8 protein-coding genes are annotated in these 18235 nt (G+C 46.5%); 2 read left to right on the top strand and 6 right to left on the bottom strand.

The features are described 5' to 3' along the window. Positions 1-4: 4 nt before the first annotated feature. The 5 genes from PJF56_RS11445 to PJF56_RS11425 all read right to left on the bottom strand — a co-directional run bounded on the left by PJF56_RS11445 (position 5) and on the right by PJF56_RS11425 (position 13155). A complete protein-coding gene (locus PJF56_RS11445; protein ID WP_283762803.1) occupies positions 5-2356 on the bottom strand; it encodes an ATP-binding protein in 2352 nt (783 codons plus the stop codon). Continuing rightward, positions 2353-4632: a sensor histidine kinase gene (locus PJF56_RS11440; protein WP_283762802.1), complete on the bottom strand. Its 2280-nt coding sequence runs from the start codon at positions 4630-4632 to the stop codon at positions 2353-2355. Before PJF56_RS11440 ends, PJF56_RS11445 begins: the two co-directional genes overlap by 4 nt. Before the next feature lie 53 nt (positions 4633-4685). Then, positions 4686-6509: a two-component system response regulator gene (locus PJF56_RS11435; protein WP_283762801.1), complete on the bottom strand. Its 1824-nt coding sequence runs from the start codon at positions 6507-6509 to the stop codon at positions 4686-4688. An 89-nt stretch (positions 6510-6598) separates the two neighbouring features. After that, entirely contained in the window at positions 6599-10417 is a 3819-nt protein-coding gene (locus PJF56_RS11430) for a PAS domain S-box protein (protein WP_283762800.1), read from the bottom strand. Positions 10418-10626: 209 nt separating this feature from the next. Next, a complete protein-coding gene (locus tag PJF56_RS11425; RefSeq protein WP_283762799.1) occupies positions 10627-13155 on the bottom strand; it encodes a CHAT domain-containing protein in 2529 nt (842 codons plus the stop codon). Between the two features lie 87 nt (positions 13156-13242). Between PJF56_RS11425 and PJF56_RS11420 the strand changes: the two genes are divergently transcribed. Together PJF56_RS11420 and PJF56_RS11415 are read left to right on the top strand one after the other, a co-directional pair. Continuing rightward, positions 13243-15306, top strand: coding sequence for a thioredoxin domain-containing protein (locus PJF56_RS11420; RefSeq protein WP_283762798.1), 2064 nt, complete (start codon positions 13243-13245; stop codon positions 15304-15306). A gap of 76 nt (positions 15307-15382) precedes the next feature. Next, complete coding sequence (locus tag PJF56_RS11415) at positions 15383-15976, top strand: esterase/lipase family protein (protein ID WP_283762797.1); 594 nt, start codon at positions 15383-15385, stop codon at positions 15974-15976. Positions 15977-16051: 75 nt separating this feature from the next. On the opposite strand, the gene PJF56_RS11410 is transcribed toward PJF56_RS11415, so the two are convergent. Further along, positions 16052-18160, bottom strand: coding sequence for a pentapeptide repeat-containing protein (locus PJF56_RS11410; protein ID WP_283762796.1), 2109 nt, complete (start codon positions 18158-18160; stop codon positions 16052-16054). Positions 18161-18235 lie beyond the last annotated feature (75 nt).

Genomic DNA, 18235 nt, shown 5'->3' with positions numbered 1-18235 from the left:
GATCTTAGCGAGCAATAAACTGGTTACTTTCTTGGAGAATGCACTCTTCTGTTATCTCACAAATTGCTTCAAACTGGAAATTATTCACCCAATTGACTAAGTGCTGTCTCAATTCTAATTGGGAGGTGGGCAATTGGTTGATTAAGGGCAAAATTAAATCGGTATCGGCTTCAGTGGCGGCTTTCTGTAAGGCAGCAATCCATTCTATCGGTTGTTGAGCCATGGCTGCTGACAGAGAGGAGTCGGGGTTCTCAGAGGTAAGGGGAGGGGAGGGTTCGTGGCGATCGCCGCTTTGGGGTTCTGATTCATAAGTATATTCGAGTCCTAAATACTGGGCAAGTTTTTCTAAAATCAGGGCTTCAGGAAAGGGTTTATGGACTAAATCATTGCATCCTATGTTCAACATCTGTTGGCGCTCTTCTTCAAAGGTACTGGCTGTGGTGACAATGATGGGAACGGGAGGGAGAGCGCGTTGTTGTTCTCGTTGACGGATGCTGGCGGTTAGCCCATAACCATCGAGGAGGGGCATCTGAATATCGGTTAGGATCAGATCGATCGCTTCTTGTTCCCAGAGCGTTAGGGCTTCTTCTCCTTGGGTGGCTTGTAGCACTTCAAACCCTAAAGGGGTGAGTAAAGCGCGAAGGATTTCCCGGTTTTCCCATTTATCATCAACGACTAAAATACGATAGGTTTGGTCTGTGGAGGCAATTCCTATGATTCTGCGCTCAAGCCCGGCTATGGATTCTGCTGCCACTGGGTTAGAGATTAGGGGGAGGTCAAAGCGAAACACACTGCCTTGGTTAACTTCACTCGATACACTCAGGTTTCCTCCCAGGAGGTTAACCAATTGGCGGCTAATGGTTAATCCGAGTCCGGTTCCTTCCTGGGATTGTTTGCCACTTTGGGTTTGTTCAAAGGGCTGAAAGAGTTGGTCTAATTCTTCGGGGGCTATCCCCATACCGGTATCGGAGACGGTAAATTGTAGAGTGTCGGGTCGATCGCCAAGGGTGAGGGTGAGAGAAACGCTGCCTTTGTCGGTAAATTTAATTGCATTACTGAGTAAGTTGAGTAAGATTTGGCGCAGTTTCTGTTCATCGGTGTAGAGGGATTGGGGGACATGGGTTTGGATGTCGATGTTCAGATGGAGGCCTTTTTTTTTGGCTTTGAACTCCAACATGCTTTCTAAGTGATGAATAAATGTGGGTAAATTAAAGTGGTGGGGTAAAAGCTCTAATTTTCCGGCTTCGATTTTGGATAAATCTAAGATGTCATTAATTAGGCCGAGCAGATGTTGGCTGCTGCTGTAGATGGTTTGGAGTTGTTCTTGATGTTGGTCGAGTAAATGTTGGTCTTTGACCATGATTTGCGTGAATCCGAGAATGGCATGGAGGGGGGTACGCAGTTCATGGCTCATTTTGGCGAGGAAGGTGCTTTTGGCTTGATTGGCTCGTTCTGCGGATTCTTTGGCTTCGAGGAGTTGCTCGGTACGGTGTTGGACTCGTTCCATGAGGGCGTTGAGGGTTTTCCCCAAGGAGGCGATTTCGTCTTGGGTGTTAATGGGCATTCGCAGTTGCCAGTTTTCTTGTTGGGTGACGGTGCTGGCTAAGTCGGTGAGTTGTTCGAGGGGGCTGAGGATGTCTTCGGTGGTACGAAGGGCAATCCAACCGGCGATCGCCACGGCTAAGAGGCTACTGATGATAATAATACTTTTTTCCAGACCTTGGGCATTTTCGAGTTCGACTTCTGCTTGTCTAGCTTGCTGTTGAGCCATGGCGAGGAGTCCATCGAGGGTTGTTGCCAGTTGGTCTAATTCTTGCTGTTGCTCGGAGAGAATCAGGGAGCGCAGTTGAGTTTTGCGCTCTTGTAAGGGAGTATTGGGTTGATTAACAATGTCTTGGATGCGATCGCTGTACTCAACTAAGGCTTGAGTATACTGGTCTAGAAATGGCTCGAAGCTCTCTACAGGCGTGACTAACCAGGCAGGATTTCCGGTGATAAAGGTTTGTAGCTCTTCTTCGGTCTCCTGAATTTCTATGAGGTTATCATTGAGCTGCTGTTGATAGAGTTGTGAGGCTTGGCGATCGCCTGCGACTGTGCCCAGCAAAACCGCTAATCGTTCGGCTCTCTCGATTTCTACCTGAAAATGAGCCAACAATTGGGCTTGAATATTGGCATCAGCCAATTGCATCATTCCCTGTCCTTGATAATAATCGGCCACCACCATACCAATCAAGGAACCGGCTAACCCCGTACCGATGGCTAAGGCATAACCCGATCCAATTTTGTGTCGGATACGTCCCGATCGGATGTGTTTCCATCCCTGTTTAATCTTGCCGGTGATGCGATCGAGGGTCATAATCCGTTAGCCTTTTGAGAAAGTTGCTCGCGAATCAACCGATCCACGCGATCGAATTGAAAATCATACACCCATTCAGTTAAGCACTCTCGCATCTGGGAATTGGGAGTAAAAATAGTTTCAATCAAATTCAGTAGTAGTTCCTCATCGGCGGCTAAGGTTGCCTGTTGGAGTTTTTCCCAATCTGAAGCTTGAACATAGCTGAGGTCTTCCTCTTCAACCTTTTCTTTTGGAGTTTCTAGGGGAGTCGTATTCGGTCTCAGAGCGGCTGGAACTTCATACTCTATGGGGTCTGAGGATGTCCCCAGGGTTTCCCGCTTAATCGGTAGCGTAAACTGAAACCGACTACCTTTACCCACCTCAGATTCTACGGTCAGTTTTCCTCCCATCAGTTCCACCACTTGCTGACTAATGGGTAATCCTAAACCCGTACCTTCTTGAAATCCGCGATCGCCCGAACTTTGTACAAAGGGTTCAAACAGATGAGTCAATTCACTCGGTGCAATGCCAATCCCCGTATCCTGTACTTCACAGATTAAGAGTGCCTCTTCTAGAGACCGATCCTCGCGCCAATGGATTCCCACTCTTATGCCACCTTCAGGGGTAAACTTGAGAGCATTCCCCAACAAATTAATCAACACTTGGCGGATTTTACCTGAATCTCCTTCAATGAAGGGAGGCACATGAGTATCCACTTCAAAGGACAACCTTAACCCTTGATGCTCGGCCTTGAGCTTAAACATTTGATAGAGGGTACTGAGCATGTCATATAAATTAAACCGACTTTGATGCAACTCCATTTTACCAGCTTCGATTTTTGACCAGTTCAACAAATCGTTAATCAGGTCTAATAGATGTTCTCCACTGTTATGAATCACTTTCAGATAGCCAAAATGATCCTCAATTTGAGTTCCAGTCAGGGAACGCTGATTCGCGCTCAGATGGCGGATCATCACTTGGGTAAAACCGAGAATTGCATTCAGGGGAGTTCGCAGTTCATGGCTCATTTTCGCCAGAAAATGACTTTTGGCCTGATTGGCTTTTTCTGCTGCTTCCTTAGCGTCAGAGAGGGCTTCCATCACTTGTTTGCGCTCCGTAATATCACGGGCGATCCAAATCACCGAATCCCCCATGCCCGACACATCAGTAATGGGGGCAATGGTGGCAGAAAACCAGAGAATTTGATCTTCGATAGTAAGTTGATATTCGGTTTGTAGGGTGGTTTGAGTATTGAGGCTTTGCCAGATCAAATTGATAAAGGTCGCGGATTGATTGGGTTCAAAGATATCTTGTACGCTTTTACCGATCAAGTGAGCTGGCATCTGATAAAGAGGTTTGGGGGTGGTGGGAGCAATATTAACAATATATCCTTGGTCATCAAAGACTAGAATAACATCCGTGATGGCACTGAATAGGGTTTTGAATTCGGTGGTGACTTGTTTTTGATGCAGAATTCTGCCAAAGTCAAGGGCGCGATCGGAGAGTTGTTTAACCCAGTATGAATCTTGGAAGGACGAATAATGGGTAAAGAACACTAAAATCCCCAAAGTTGCCGAGCGTCTCGGTATCAGGTTAGGGGTGAGGGTTTCTTGGGCAGGAATGGGGATCGGTAGGCCAAAGGCAGCCCCTAGACCGACTTTTTGGGCTAGGGTTCCCCTGGAAAAAATATCATTATCTTGGGCGAGGTTACCAAACCATTGGGGTTTGTTGCTATACCAAACTTGTCCGGGAATGTCTTCGTCGGGGAGGAGAATCAGACCTTCGGTGTAGTGGCGGAAGTCTTGTAGGGCAATGCGGTGGTCTGGGGAGAGGGTTTGGATATTTTGATGCCATATTGGGCTACATTGGAGGGCGCTTTTGTCAGCCGTGGGAATCCAGGCTTCGGCGTAACTCCAACCGGTGAGTTGACAAATTTGTTCTAGGATCAGGTGCAGGGCACTGGGGAAGTCAGGGGTGGTGTTTAAGGTTTGTTCTAGGGCTAGTAAGAGGTTGGGGGAGGTATCTGCTGGGTGCTGAGGCTCTAGGGGTTCACTTGCAGGGGATTCGCTTGGAGTGGGTTCATTTTGAGAGTGTTGGCGTAGTTTACGGTGGAGGGTATGGGCTTGTTTAAGGCCGAAACTGGTTGTGAGCAGTAAGATTGTCCAGGCGAACCAGATGCCTGGGGGGATCGGGAGGGATTGACTGGAATATACCCATGCTGTCAGGGCGATACCGATCGCACTTGAGACCAATAAGGGGGCGATGACCAGGATAGGAAAGGATGGGTATCGGAACATGGATTTAGGAAGTTAATAATCATTAAATTCATTAATCATTAATCTTGTTGAGTTTACCATTGGGGATTAGATTGCAGCAGGGCTGTGGCTTCTCTGATGTTCAGAGGTTTGGCAAACCAATAGCCTTGGCCAAAGTCACACTGGAGTTTTCTGAGGATTTCTAGTTGTTCGGGGGTTTCGATGCCTTCGGCGACGACTTTCATCTTCAGGGTTTGGCCAATTTGAATAATGGGAGGAATCAGGCCGAGATCGGATTCTTCTTGACTCAGGGGGTTGATGAAGGAGCGATCGATTTTGAGGATATCAATGGGTAGGGTATGCAGGTAGGAGAGGGAAGAGTAGCCTGTGCCAAAGTCGTCTAGGGAAATGTGAATGTCTTGGTCTCGGATTTCATGGAGTAGGGTGCGGGCGTGGGTAGGGTTGTCAATTAGGGCACTTTCGGTGATTTCCATGGTTAAGGATTGGGGCGAAATCTTGGTTTTGGTGACGGTTTCGGCCACTTTTTCCATCAGGTTCATTTGCGAGAATTGACGGACGGAGAGGTTAATGCTGATTTTGAGCCTGTCGTTTTTGAGGGTCTGTTGCCAGATTTTGAGTTGATTGCAGGCTTGCTGGAAGACCCAATAGCCAATGTCGTTGATCAGGCCGGTTTCTTCGCAGATGGGGATAAATTCGCCGGGGCTGACGAGTCCTTTTTGGGGGTGTTGCCAGCGCACGAGGGCTTCAAATCCACTAATTTTTCCGGTTTGTAGGTTGATGATGGGTTGGTAGTGAACGAGGAATTCTTGGTGTTCTATGGCTTTGCGGAGTGCGGTTTCTAGGGTGAGCCGTTTGAGGGCTTTTTGGTGCAGGGTGGGGTCAAAGACGTGGTATTGTCCTTTCCCCATGGCTTTGGCTTTGTACATGGCGGTGTCGGCATCCCGGAGGACGTATTCGGGTTTGTGGTAGTCCGGATGGCTGAGGAGGATGCCGATACTGGCGTTGATAAAGACTTCGTGGTGTTCGAGGTGGAAGGAGTGGGAGAGGCTGTTGAGGATGGTTTCTGCGAGTTTTTCGATCTCTTCTAGGCTGCTGCAAGATTCTACGAGGATGGTAAATTCGTCTCCTCCGAGGCGGGCGAGGAGCATGTGGGAGTTTAGGAGGGTGCCGATCCGTTGGGCGATCGCCTGGAGGAGGCGATCGCCCACCAGGTGACCGAGGGAGTCGTTGATCACTTTGAAGCGATCGCAGTCTAGAAAGAGAACGGCAAATTTTTGGTCGGCATTTACTTTTAGGGCTTGAATGGCTCCTTCGAGTCGTTCCATAAATAGGGCCCTGTTGGGCAGTCCAGTTAAGGAGTCATGCAGGGCCATTTCTAGAAGTTTTTGTTGAACGCGCTTTCGTTCTTGAATTTCTTGGCTTAGGGCTTGATTGGATTCTTGCAGTTCTTGGGTACGCTCTTGGACTCTTTCTTCTAGTTTTAAGTTTAATTGTTTGAGTTCGGTTTGTGTTGACTTAAGTCGCAATTGATGCTTGACTCTCGCTAAGACTTCTTCGATTTGAAAGGGTTTACTGATATAGTCACACCCACCCACTCGGAAGGCTTTAACTTTATCGAATACTTCGTTTAAGGCACTAATAAATATAATCGGTATTTCTTTGGTAACCTCAATAGTTTTGAGTTCTTGACAGACTTGATAACCGTTTATTTCGGGCATATTAATATCCAGTAAGATCAAGTCTGGAGGTTTTGCCTGAGCTGCCTTAAGGGCCGTTCTGCCATTCATGACACTGCGAACTTTATAGCCTTGTCTACTGAGTAAGTCTGACAATAGACGTAAATTTTCTGGGGTGTCATCAACGAGTAATATGTTGTGTTTTGGGTTGGTATATTCCACGGTGCTGGTTACTTTTTGGGTGGATAAAACTCTGAGGAAAATTTCGATCGATCCAAGAGGAAGTTATTGACTGTAAAAATTCTCTTTTATTAATATAACACTGAACTTATTTTTTGGGTAATCACTTCAAACTCAAAATTATCGACTAAATCATTTAAATAAGTAACTAGGTTTTGCTGGGGTTCAGGAATTTCCTCCATCAGTTGTAAGATTAATTCTGCATCGGCTTCGATCGCGGCTTGATAGAGGTTCTGTAACCACGCTTGGGGCATTAACTCCCACTGTAGGGTCGAGTCTGAGACGGTTTCTAGGGAATCGGAGAAGGAAGAGGATGGGGGGCGGTTCGCTGTATAATCACAAACATAAGTAAGGTCTAAGTATTTAGCCATGGTCTGGAATAACTCTTCGTCTTGGAAGGGTTTACTGATATAGTCATCACAGCCGATGGCCAGGACTTGCTGGCGCTCTTCGGTAAAGGCGCTGGCCGTGAGGGCGATAATGACTGTGGATTGCCCTTGAGGATGGGATTTTATATATTGGGTGGCTTGGAGTCCATCCATAACAGGCATCCGAATGTCCATCCAGATCAGATGGGGGTTCCAGGTTTCCCAAAGGGCGATCGCCTCTTGTCCATTGCTGGCCTGTTTCACCTCAAAACCGACACTTTGTAACAAAGCCTCTAGGAGTAGGCGATTATCTGGGGAGTCATCCACCACTAAAATGCGGTAAGTGGGTTGATTGGGCGCTAAATAAATCACTCGACTGGAGATTGGGAAACTGTGGGGTCGATCCTTAATGGGTTGGAGGAGTAAATCAAAGGTAAATTGACTGCCAACCCCCACTTGAGAGGCTACCTGAATCTCTCCGCCCATGAGTTGGACAAATTGACGACTAATGGGTAATCCCAGACCCGTTCCTTGTTGAGATTGTCGGCCGACGGCAGTTTGCACAAAGGGTTCAAATAGGGTTTCTAGCTCTTCTGGGGCAATTCCCGGGCCGGTATCGCTAACTTCAAAGGTGACTCGGAGGGGGCGATTTTCTGGGGAGGCGATCGCCGAGACCACTAATTTTACCTCTCCCTGTTGTGTAAATTTAATCGCATTGCCTAACAGATTGAGCAGCACTTGACGCAATTTACTCTCATCTCCCTCCACATATTGGGGTACTTGAGGAGAGCGCACTAAGGCTAAACTTAATCCTTTGTGGTCTGCTTTAATTTGCAGCATCTCATTGAGGGTATCTAGCAATGTCCATAGATCGAATACACTCTCGTTGAGGGTGATTTTTCCTGCTTCAATTTTTGACATTTCTAGAATATCATTGATCAAGGAGAGTAAATGCTCGCCACTGCGATTAATAATCTGCAATTGCTCGCGATGCACTGAGCTTAGATCGGGACTGCGGTCAATGAGTTGAGTAAATCCTAAGATGGCATTTAATGGCGTTCTCAGCTCATGACTCATGTTGGCTAAAAAGCTACTTTTCGCTTGATTGGCTGATTCGGCTGCCTCTTTCGCCTGAATTAAGGCTTTTTCTGCTTGCTTGCGATCTGTAATATCAGCAATCATGGAGGCATATCCAATCACATTATTTTGGCGATCCATTAACACCGTATTATACCACTCACAAACTATTTTTTCTCCCGATCGCCTCACATTATCACAAATGGCATAGGTGGTATCTTCTTCGGCTTCTAAGGCTTGGATTAAGGCATCAGCTTGCTCTTTTTTGGACTCAGCAAATAAAATCTCAAAGCTGTGGCAAGAGGATAAAATTTCTAGACGACGATAGCCAAAAATTCGTTCGGCTGCCTTATTCCATTCTACAATCTGCCAATCAATTGACCATTCAATCACTCCTAAAGGGGTTTGATCGACTAAAAATTCTAAGCGTTGTTGGGAAGCTCGCAGTTTTTCTTCCGATTCTTTTCGTTCTGTAATATCAGTATAGGAGCCAATAATTCGGACTTCTTCCCCATAACGATCGTACAAAATTTGTCCCCGGTCTAAAATCCATTTATAACTGCCATCTTTACAGCGCATCCGATATTCAATGGTAAATAGGGGATTGTTTGGACTGCCCTGATAATCTAGATTGGTAAACATCACCTGTTCAAAATCATCGGGATGTAAACGAGTCATCCATTCACTGGGGCGATCGCTAATTTCTGAATCGGAAAATCCCAGCATTTCTTTCCATCGAGCCGAATAAAATATACTATTGTTTTCTAAATCCCAATCATAAATCCCATCATTATTACTTTTCAGGGCTAATTGCCAACGTTTTTCACTTTTTTTCAAAGCTTCTTCGGCAGCAATGCGTTCTGTGACATCAGATTGGAGCATGACATAGTGAGTGAGTTTTCCTGTTTTATCTCGCAAGGGATACAGGGAGAGATTGCTCCAAAAATGCTGTCTATTTTTACGATAGCTTTGGCAAGTTACCTCGAAAAAGTTTTCGTTGCGAATTTGTCTTTTTATATCCGTATATTCTGATTTATAGAGGCTTTTTTCATAGAGAAAAAAAAGCGGCTTTCCCAGAACTTCATTGGCAGAATAACCGGTGATTTTCTCAAAGGCGGGATTAATATAAATAATGGGCATATGAGAGCGTTGAACTTCACTAATGATGATCCCATTATCCGAAACTTCTACGGCTCTTTGTAGAAGCCTGAGTTGTTCTTCATTGTGTTTTCTTTCGGTGATGTTGCGAGCGACAAAAATAACTTTTTTGTCCGGCATGGGGGATAGGGTGGCGGAAAACCAAAAGGTCTGTGTCGATAGGGTTAGGTAATATTCAAAATCGATGCTTTTGTTTTGCTTGGAGACTTGTTGTAAATAACCAATCAACTTTGAACGGTAGTCTCCATAAATAATTTGATTAATGGTTTCGCCAAGGAGATCGTAGGATTGATGGAAAGAGAGGGCTGGACAAGTGGGGGAAACTTTAACGACTTCTGCTTCATAATCCATGACTAAAACCAGTTCGGTCATGCCAGCAAACACCGATCGCAGTTCCGCTTCAGAACTATGTAATTTTTGTTCTAGGAGCTTGCGATCGCTGATATCTTCAATCACACTGAGAAAGTAAGCCGGTTCTCCAGACGTAGAACGCACTAATGAGATGGTTGTATTGACCCAACTCTGAACTCCAGAGTGGCGCAAATAACTATTTTCGATGGTGATAAAGGGTAATGTGCCATTTAACAGCCGATCTAAGTAACGTCGAGTTACTTGTGCATAATTACGACGCTCTGAACTCTGAATATTTTGAGGAACCATGAGTTCAAAAAAAGAGTGATGAATCAGATCTGAACTGGAATAGCCGACTAAATCGCAAAATTTCTGATTGACTTCAATAAAGTTGCCTTTTAGGTCAATATGAGCCATACCAATGACGGCTTGGGCAAAGGTTTGATCGAAATGGGTTGGGGAGGGTGCGGGGGGTTTGTCTCTGGGGTTATCACTCAGGTACTCGAATAAAGTGGAGAGAGCAACCACACCGATCAATTCATGGGTGGGGGTGACTAAAGGGAGATGGGTGAGGCGATATTGCTGAAAATAGGCGATCGGGGTTGAGAAATTATCCTGAGTGCTGAATGTTCCCCAGTCAGCAATTTCTAGGGTTATCCCTTCGGGTTCCATCACTTGCGCGACGGTTAGGTTCTGAGGGTTCTCTAGCCCACTCAGATAGGGAAGCAAAGAAGATAGATGTAAGCGTCCGACTAAACGTTGGTCTTGGATCGCCCACGCTAGGGATGGCTGATGGTCTAGGTTTTGGGAATTTTGGTAGTGTTGCCAATGGGCGATCGCCTCTGACAATAGCATCTGAGGTTCGAGGGTGAGAGGATGAAAATTAATCCACTCATCGGCTTGAAAGCTGCATTTTTGAAAATCAGACTGGTGCATCATCGCCAGAGAGTTTAGAATTTACGCCGTATTTTGATTCCCACCATCAATCCTGTACTGATTAGGTCTTGTTGTAATTGGGCACTTATTTTCTGTTATATCAAATTTAAATCGGTTTTCCTATTTCTGTTAATTTGCGTAAAATTCAGGAGCTTTGATGGTTAAAACGAACAGCTTTTTCCGGAGTCAAGTGGGGTTCAATTCTGACGTTATTCAGACATACCGATCAAGGTAAAAGCCGCCCAATTGCGAGGTTCAGGGAACTGTTTTTGAGTCAATAACATGGCTTGACGCAAGGCGCTGGCCTTATCTTCTCCTTGTTGCATTTGTTGATAAAAGTTGGTCATGACCATCACGGTGGGCTGATCGGGAATTGCCCATAAGGAGACTAATACCCCTTCGGCTCCGGCACTGACAAAGGCTCGTGAGAGTCCAATGACTCCATCCCCATTAATCGTTCCCCGTCCCGTGTCACAGGCGCTCAGTACGGCTAATTCTGCGTTGAGGGAGAGTTGGGCAATTTCTTTGGCCGTCAGAAAACCGCGATCGCCAGTTGTGGGAGCTAGAGCTAAGGAACTCAAAAATCCACCTCGATCGTTGAGCAGTCCATGGGTGGCTAGATGGATCGTAGAGGTGGCTTGCATTTTAGAGACCACTGCCGGTTTGGTGGCTTGATGGCCAATTAAGGGTTCTGTATTGAGTAAATCGGCGATCGCCTCGGCTTCGAGTTCTGCACCCGGTAAATCCTCCAGTTGCACCCTAATTTTACCCCCATCTAACTCAATTTCCGGCATCGTCGGATTGCCCACCACCAAGGGTTGGTTGTCCCTCGATCCTTGATTTTGATTGCGATCGCGATTTTGACGAGTTAAATCTAAAACTTGAATCGAAGGGGAAGTCATTAACGTATGTTTCTCCACTAAGTACGTCCCATTCCCATCCTGGAGAGCCGGAAACGGCACTAAAAGCAGAGAATCTTGGGGAATAAACGTTACACGCTCCTGCGGGTCTTTAGGCAATAAATCGGAAATAGGTTCAATCAAATACTCATGCAATTCTTTCAGAGGTTCTCCCGGAGGCAGTCGGCGACGAGATGGCCCCGTCAGGGTAATAAACACCCGTGCTTTTTTCACCAACTCATCTAAACTAAAATTCAGAGGAACCTGGCGAAACTCAATCTTTCCTTGCGGAGAAATCACCCAAACATATAATTCAGTCGCCATTCTTTCCGGCACATCGGACGTTAACCATTCCCCCGGCCCCCGTTGATAAAAACGCCCATATTCATATTGCACCGTATAGGTGACTAACGTCGTATTTTCCCGTTGGGCAATTTGCTTAATCTGGCTAATATTTGGCGGTTCACCCACCATAGAACTGGGTTCGGTTCCTAATTTACTTACCAACAAATCTACCAAAGCTCTAGCGCGACCCGCCTCCGATAGTTCTAACGCTTCCAGAGGTTTATTTCCTGCAATCGCAATTTGCTGTAAGAGGCGATAAATATCCGTCGATTGATCGTAAGTAAAAATCTTCAGTTCATCTTCAGAGAAATTCGTAAAATTTAGATTCGATAGAACCCCATTACGCTGGGCATCATAACCTTTCATTGCCTGATAAAGTCTTGATTTTGCCGCTTCGAGTTTTTGGTCTTGTAGCAGTAAAAATCCCAATCGTTCTTGACCAATGGCTTGGGAAGAGAGACGAGCAAATTCTAGAGCATCAGCAGCAGTAGGAATTTCCTGCTGTTGTTCTTCAAATCCTTGGTTGAGCAGATTTAGGGCTTGAGTTTGAATCGCGATCGCCTGCTCTAAATTACCTGACCAATAGTAAATATTGCTGAGATCTTGCAGGGCAAAAGACTCGGAGGTAAAATCATCTTGTTCTCGAATCCGATTTAAGCGCTTTTGTTGTAACGAGAGGGCTTGCTCGTAGTCTTGCTCAATGGTATAATATTCGCTCAACGCTTTTAGGGCTTGATCCACTTGGAAATCATTTCCCGTTGCTTCACCCACCGCTAACAGTTCTTCAAAGCTCTCTAGCGCTTTTTCCAGTTGTTTATTGTAACTATAACTAATTCCTAGGTGAACTAAAATACTGCCCTTAAGTTGTGCGTATTGTGCCGATTCTGCTAAGGTTAAGGCTTGTTCTTGGGTCTGAACAGCTTGACGATAGTCGCGATTGGCAAAATAAGCTAACCCTAAATCATTGAGTCCTTCAATCTCTTCTTTTTGTGTCCCAATTTGACGCACAATATCTAGATATTCTTGGCGCAGCAAAATTACTTTTTCATAATCTACAGCTTGCAGATAAGCCAAACTCAAATATTTGAGAATCACCTTACGACTCGAAGCAGTAGGAGCAACTGCTAACTGAGATTCTAAAAAGTCAATTCCATAGGCATCTCCGAGCTGGCTGTGGGCAGTCGATGAACTCCACAGAAGGCTCCCTTCCATCTCTTCATCCCCCAATTGTCGGGCGAGTTTGATTGCCCGTTCGTAGAGGGCGATCGCCTCCTCAAAGTCACCCAAATATTGATGAGCTGCTGCTGCCTTATTTAAGATTCCCAATTCAAATAGGGGATTGCCTAATTGTTGGGCTTGCTCTAATTCCTGGGGATAGGTTTGTAAAATGTTTTCATAAACCGGGCGCAACCGATCCACCGGATTAGCCCAACTTACGGAAGGAAAAACAATCAGAGCATTAAAAACTAAAATCGATACGATAGATTTTATCATCATTAATTCCGTCTTTAGAAAAGCTTATTTTCTCGAAATTTGAGTTAGAATGCAGAACATGCTGTTGTATTCACCCATCATAGATCAATGACCAATCGTTTGGCCCAATCCAGAAGTCTCTACCTCCGAAAACATGCTGAAAATCCTATAGACTGGTGGCCCTGGTGTGATGAGGCGCTACAAACTGCACAACAGGAAAATAAACCGATTTTTCTGTCTATTGGCTATTCAAGCTGTCATTGGTGTACGGTGATGGAAGGGGAAGCCTTTAGTAATGCAGAAATTGCTGCTTATATGAATGCCAATTTTCTGCCCATTAAAGTGGATCGAGAAGAGCGCCCCGATGTGGATAGCATTTATATGCAAGCCTTGCAAATGATGACGGGGCAAGGGGGATGGCCGTTAAATGTTGTCCTCACTCCGGAAGATCGAATTCCCTTTTATGGGGGAACCTATTTCCCCGTGGAACCCCGTTATGGTCGGCCGGGATTTTTACAAGTGTTGCAAGCACTGCGACTGTTTTATGACCAGGAACGGGAAAAATTAGCCAGTCGCAAACAGGCGATCGCCGAAGCACTACACCAAGCAGCGACAATTCCCGCAACCGGAGAATTGGGTGAAGATCTCTTGCAGAAAGGACTCTCGACCAGCGTCGGTATCCTCAGAGCGCGGGACACAGGCCCCAGTTTTCCCATGATTCCCTACGCCGAAACTGCCCTCAGAGCCACCCGTTTTGCTGGGACGACTCCCCCCCAGGATACCCTAGAAACCTGCGCTCAGAGGGGTTATGACCTGGTGCTGGGGGGCATTTTCGACCATGTGGCTGGAGGCTTCCACCGCTACACTGTCGATGGCACGTGGACGGTTCCCCACTTTGAAAAGATGCTCTATGACAATGGTCAGATTATGGAATATCTGGCTCATTTGTGGGATGCGGGGGTACAGGATCGGGCTATGGAACGGGCGATCGCCACCACTGTCACCTGGTTAAAGCGAGAAATGACCGACCCCCAAGGCTATTTTTGGGCCGCCCAAGATGCCGATAACTTCACCTCATCCACGGCCTTAGAACCGGAAGAAGGAGACTTTTATATCTGGGACTATGGCACATTACAAAGCCATTTAACTCCAGAAGAATTTCAAGACCTTCAGCAACAGTTTGATATTACCAAATCTGGGAACTTTGAAGGCAAACTCGTCTTACAGCGCACCCAAAAAGGACAACTTTCCCACAGCCTAGAAACCGGATTAAGTAAACTCTTTACCCTGCGCTATGGCAGCGACATCGACACCCTGAAAACCTTTCCCCCCGCTCGCAATAACCAGGAAGCCAAAACCCAAACCTGGCCCGGCCGCATTCCCCCAGTCACCGACACCAAAATGATTTTATCCTGGAACAGCTTAATGTTATCCGGGTTAGCCGCAGCCGCCAAAGTTTGGCAACGTCCCGATTATCTAGACCTAGCCATTCAGGGAGCCAATTTTCTCCTCGAAAATCAATGGGTAAATGGTCGCTGTCACCGGCTCAATTATGAGGGAGAACCCGCCGTTTTAGCCCAAGCGGAAGATTATGCCCTCTTAATTAAAGCAATCTTAGATATTCAGCAGGCCAGTTTATGGTGTTCTCCCAGTTTAGAGATTCCCGATTTACAAGCCAAAGCGATCGCAATTCAAGCTGAATTTGATGAATTTCTCTGGAGCGTTGAATTGGGCGGTTATTACAACAGTACCAAAAGTGATGATTTAATTATCCAAGAACGCACTTATTTAGATCATGCCACTCCCGCAGCCAACGGCATCGCCATGGCTAATTTAGTGCGCCTCTTCCTCTTAACTGAAAACCTGGATTATTTCGATCGCGCTGAACAAGGGTTACTCGCCTTTAGCACCATTTTATCCAAATCTCCCCAAGCCTGTCCCAGTTTATTTTCTGCCCTAGACTGGTATCGCAACTGTACCCTCGTGCGGATTATAGAAGGGCAACTAGAGCAGCTACGGGGTTTATATTTACCGACAGTGACGATCCAGAAGGTTCCAGAATTACCCGAAGGGGCGATCGCCTTGGTTTGTCAAGGTCTGTCCTGTAAAAAACCGGCAACCTCCGTGGAGGAATTGCACAGTCAATTACGGCAATGTCAAACCCGATCTTAATCGGGAAAGAAAGTAAGGTGGGCAGTGCCCACCCTACCAATTGACTAAAACTTTATCAATTATTGAAAAACCATCTATGTCAGAATCTCGTAATCCTGTGGTCTTAATTCATGGCATTTTTCGCAAAGCCTATGTATTTAACCGCATGGTGAAATACCTCAAAGAGCGCGGATGGGACGTGCATCGATTTGATGTCGTTCCCAATACCTCGGTTGTGGGATTAGATCGACTGGCTCAACAAATTAAAACCTATGTCGATCAAAACTTTGCCCCCGATCAACCCATTGATTTAATCGGCTTGAGCATGGGTGGCTTAGTCAGTCGTTATTATGTGCAGCGCTTAGGCGGACTGGAGAAGATTCAACGGTTTATTACCATTGCTTCCCCCCATCATGGAACGTATATGGCCTATTTATTGCCCTTTATTGGCACTGTACAAATGCGTCCGGGGAGTGACTTTTTAGCCGATTTAAATCAGGATGTATGGCAGTTAGAGAAGGTGAAATTTAGTTCTCTTTGGACTCCCTACGATTTTGTCATTGTTCCGGCCCAAAGTTCCGAAATGCCGGTGGGAACTAATGTTAAACTCTGTGTTTTTCCCCATGCGATGATGGTACGCAGTATGAGTACCTTGGTTACGGTCGAAAAAGCGCTGATGGATGAACTGTAATGTATCGCGCTTCGCCTTAGAGGAATTTTACAGGGGGGATTCTAAGGCCACCCTACTCTAACAGTGAATACCCGTTCAATTCTCCATAGAACAGTTCGGGTGAATTGCCCCTTGGGAACACAGATAAGTCAGTTGTTTTGGATCTAAATTTTGCGCCTCACTAAAATCAACTCCTGCAAAGCCTTTCGGGGAAGTTACGGGAGATTGTTTTTCCACAAATTCATCTTTTGTAACCGGTTTAACCACCGATTCAAAAACAGCTCCTTCAAAATTGGCTCCAGCTAACTGTGCCCCTTGAAAATCAGTATTCACTAGAAATGCGCCCGTAAAGTTAGCATTTTGGAGTTGGGCATTACTGAAGTTTGCACCCGTTAATTGACTTTGGGTAAAATCGGCTGATTTTAACTGGGCATTGTTAAAATTCGCTTGAGATAAATTGGCATTTTCCCAGGTCGTTTCCGTGAGATTAGCAAACTTAAATTGACTGGAGATAGCTTGAACTTGTCCCAAGCGCGAACCTTGTAAGTTGGCAAAGGCGAAGTTCGTATCATTTAAGTCGGCTCCCGTAAAGCTGGCCGTTTCTAGGAAAGCAGATTGCAGCGTAGCGCCTGCTAGTTGGGCGCTACTGAAATTTGAGCCAGTGAGTCGGGCTTCATTTAAGTTGGCTTTGTTCAAGATGGCGCGAATTAAGTTGGTGCGGCGAATAGCGACATTAGATAACAGTGCGCCCGTTAAATCCGCTTCTTTTAAGTCCGCACCACTCAAATCCGCAATCAGGTCATCAAATGTACCCAAGCGGCGATCGCCCCCTGCCCCATAAAATCGACTCCATTTCAAGCTGGCTTGGGATAAAATCGCGCCTCGGAAATTAATCCCGGACAAGTCAGTTTTGTCCATCACAGCGACAAAAGCAACCGGGGCAGAGGTTTTGCCTAAATCCACTTGCGCTAAAGATAAGTTCTCTGGTTGTTGGCGATCGATCGTGAGAATTTTGACCATCGCCTGTTTTGTAGCTCGCAGGCGCAAGCGAATAATATTCTGTTGAGTTTGGTTGCTCCCCGGACTCAAGGTTTGCATATCCTTTTGCAGAGCGAGATTAGCCCGTTGCAAATAGGGGAGAGCGTCCGGCCCCATGCTAAACAGGGCCTGTTGAATGGTCTCTACTAAACCAGGGTCAGTTTCTTGGACTAATAAATCGACCAAAAATTGATAGGCTTTGGGGTCTTCGAGGGTTCCCAAGGCTAAAATCGCCTGTTTCTGGTCGGACTTAGCCACCGAGCGATCGAGATTTTGCACCAACTCTAAAAACAGTTGATTATCCTGGGCATCTCCTTCCCGGACAGTGGTTTGGGACTGAATGAAAATTTGGGTTCCCACAAACGTCACCAGTACCGAACCCAAGCCTAAACCAATGGCCGTCACCAGGGTAATACCGGGATGGGTTTGCATCCAAGCCCATAAACTCGGTTCGTCTTTCCCCGTTTTCGGGGTCACGGCCAAAGCGCCGGGGGGGTCTTCTCCGGGGTTGGCATCGGTGAGGGTTAGGGGTTCGGAGATGGGATAAGTGCCCGCAATGCGGTCATGGAAGGCACGATAATAGCGGTCAAAGAGGCCGCTAAACACTTCCACCGTGAGCATTAAACCCGATAGGCCCAGTAAAATGGCCAGTTGGGGAAAAGCGCCGCTATAGCGCCAAATGGCATAGGCCACGCCGATGGGCAGGCCCCAACGCCCGATCGCCTCCCGAACAAAGGCCCGGCCCAAGCCAGGAACGCCACCATTAAAGGAAATGACGCGCACCCCTAACCAACGTTTTGGGGAGGTTTGGCCGGTGGTTCCCAGAAGATAGAGTTGCCACCCAGCTACAGCCACCGGAGCAATCAAGGCCACTGACCACAGCAGGTTGGTGAGGGGAGAAACCGAGTTTTGGCGATCGCTCATTTGTAGAGCTAGGGTTTTGGCGATCGCCTCTTGGCCCGTAGCCACCATCCCATTGAGAGGGACTGGGGTTTGAGTCCCTCGATCTTGGGCATAGTCCCCCAAACCATAGGGAACGGCTGCACTGACGACCACCATAGACACTTCCACCACCCAAGCACTAAACCGCCGTAAGGATAAAGGAGGACGACGGAGTTTGAACGAGGGATTTGGATTACTCTCTTTTGGGGCCGTTGAACTTGCCATAGGGTCGAGTCTTGAACTGGGAATCACTCTAAAAGGATGTTTGTACCAGGGAAAGACCTAAATGTATCCCCTGCG

Source organism: Roseofilum halophilum BLCC-M91 (genome assembly GCF_030068445.1).
Classification (GTDB): domain Bacteria; phylum Cyanobacteriota; class Cyanobacteriia; order Cyanobacteriales; family Desertifilaceae; genus Roseofilum; species Roseofilum halophilum.
The sequence above is the reverse complement of the archived record's forward strand: the minus strand, read 5'-3'. Positions and strand labels throughout refer to the sequence as shown.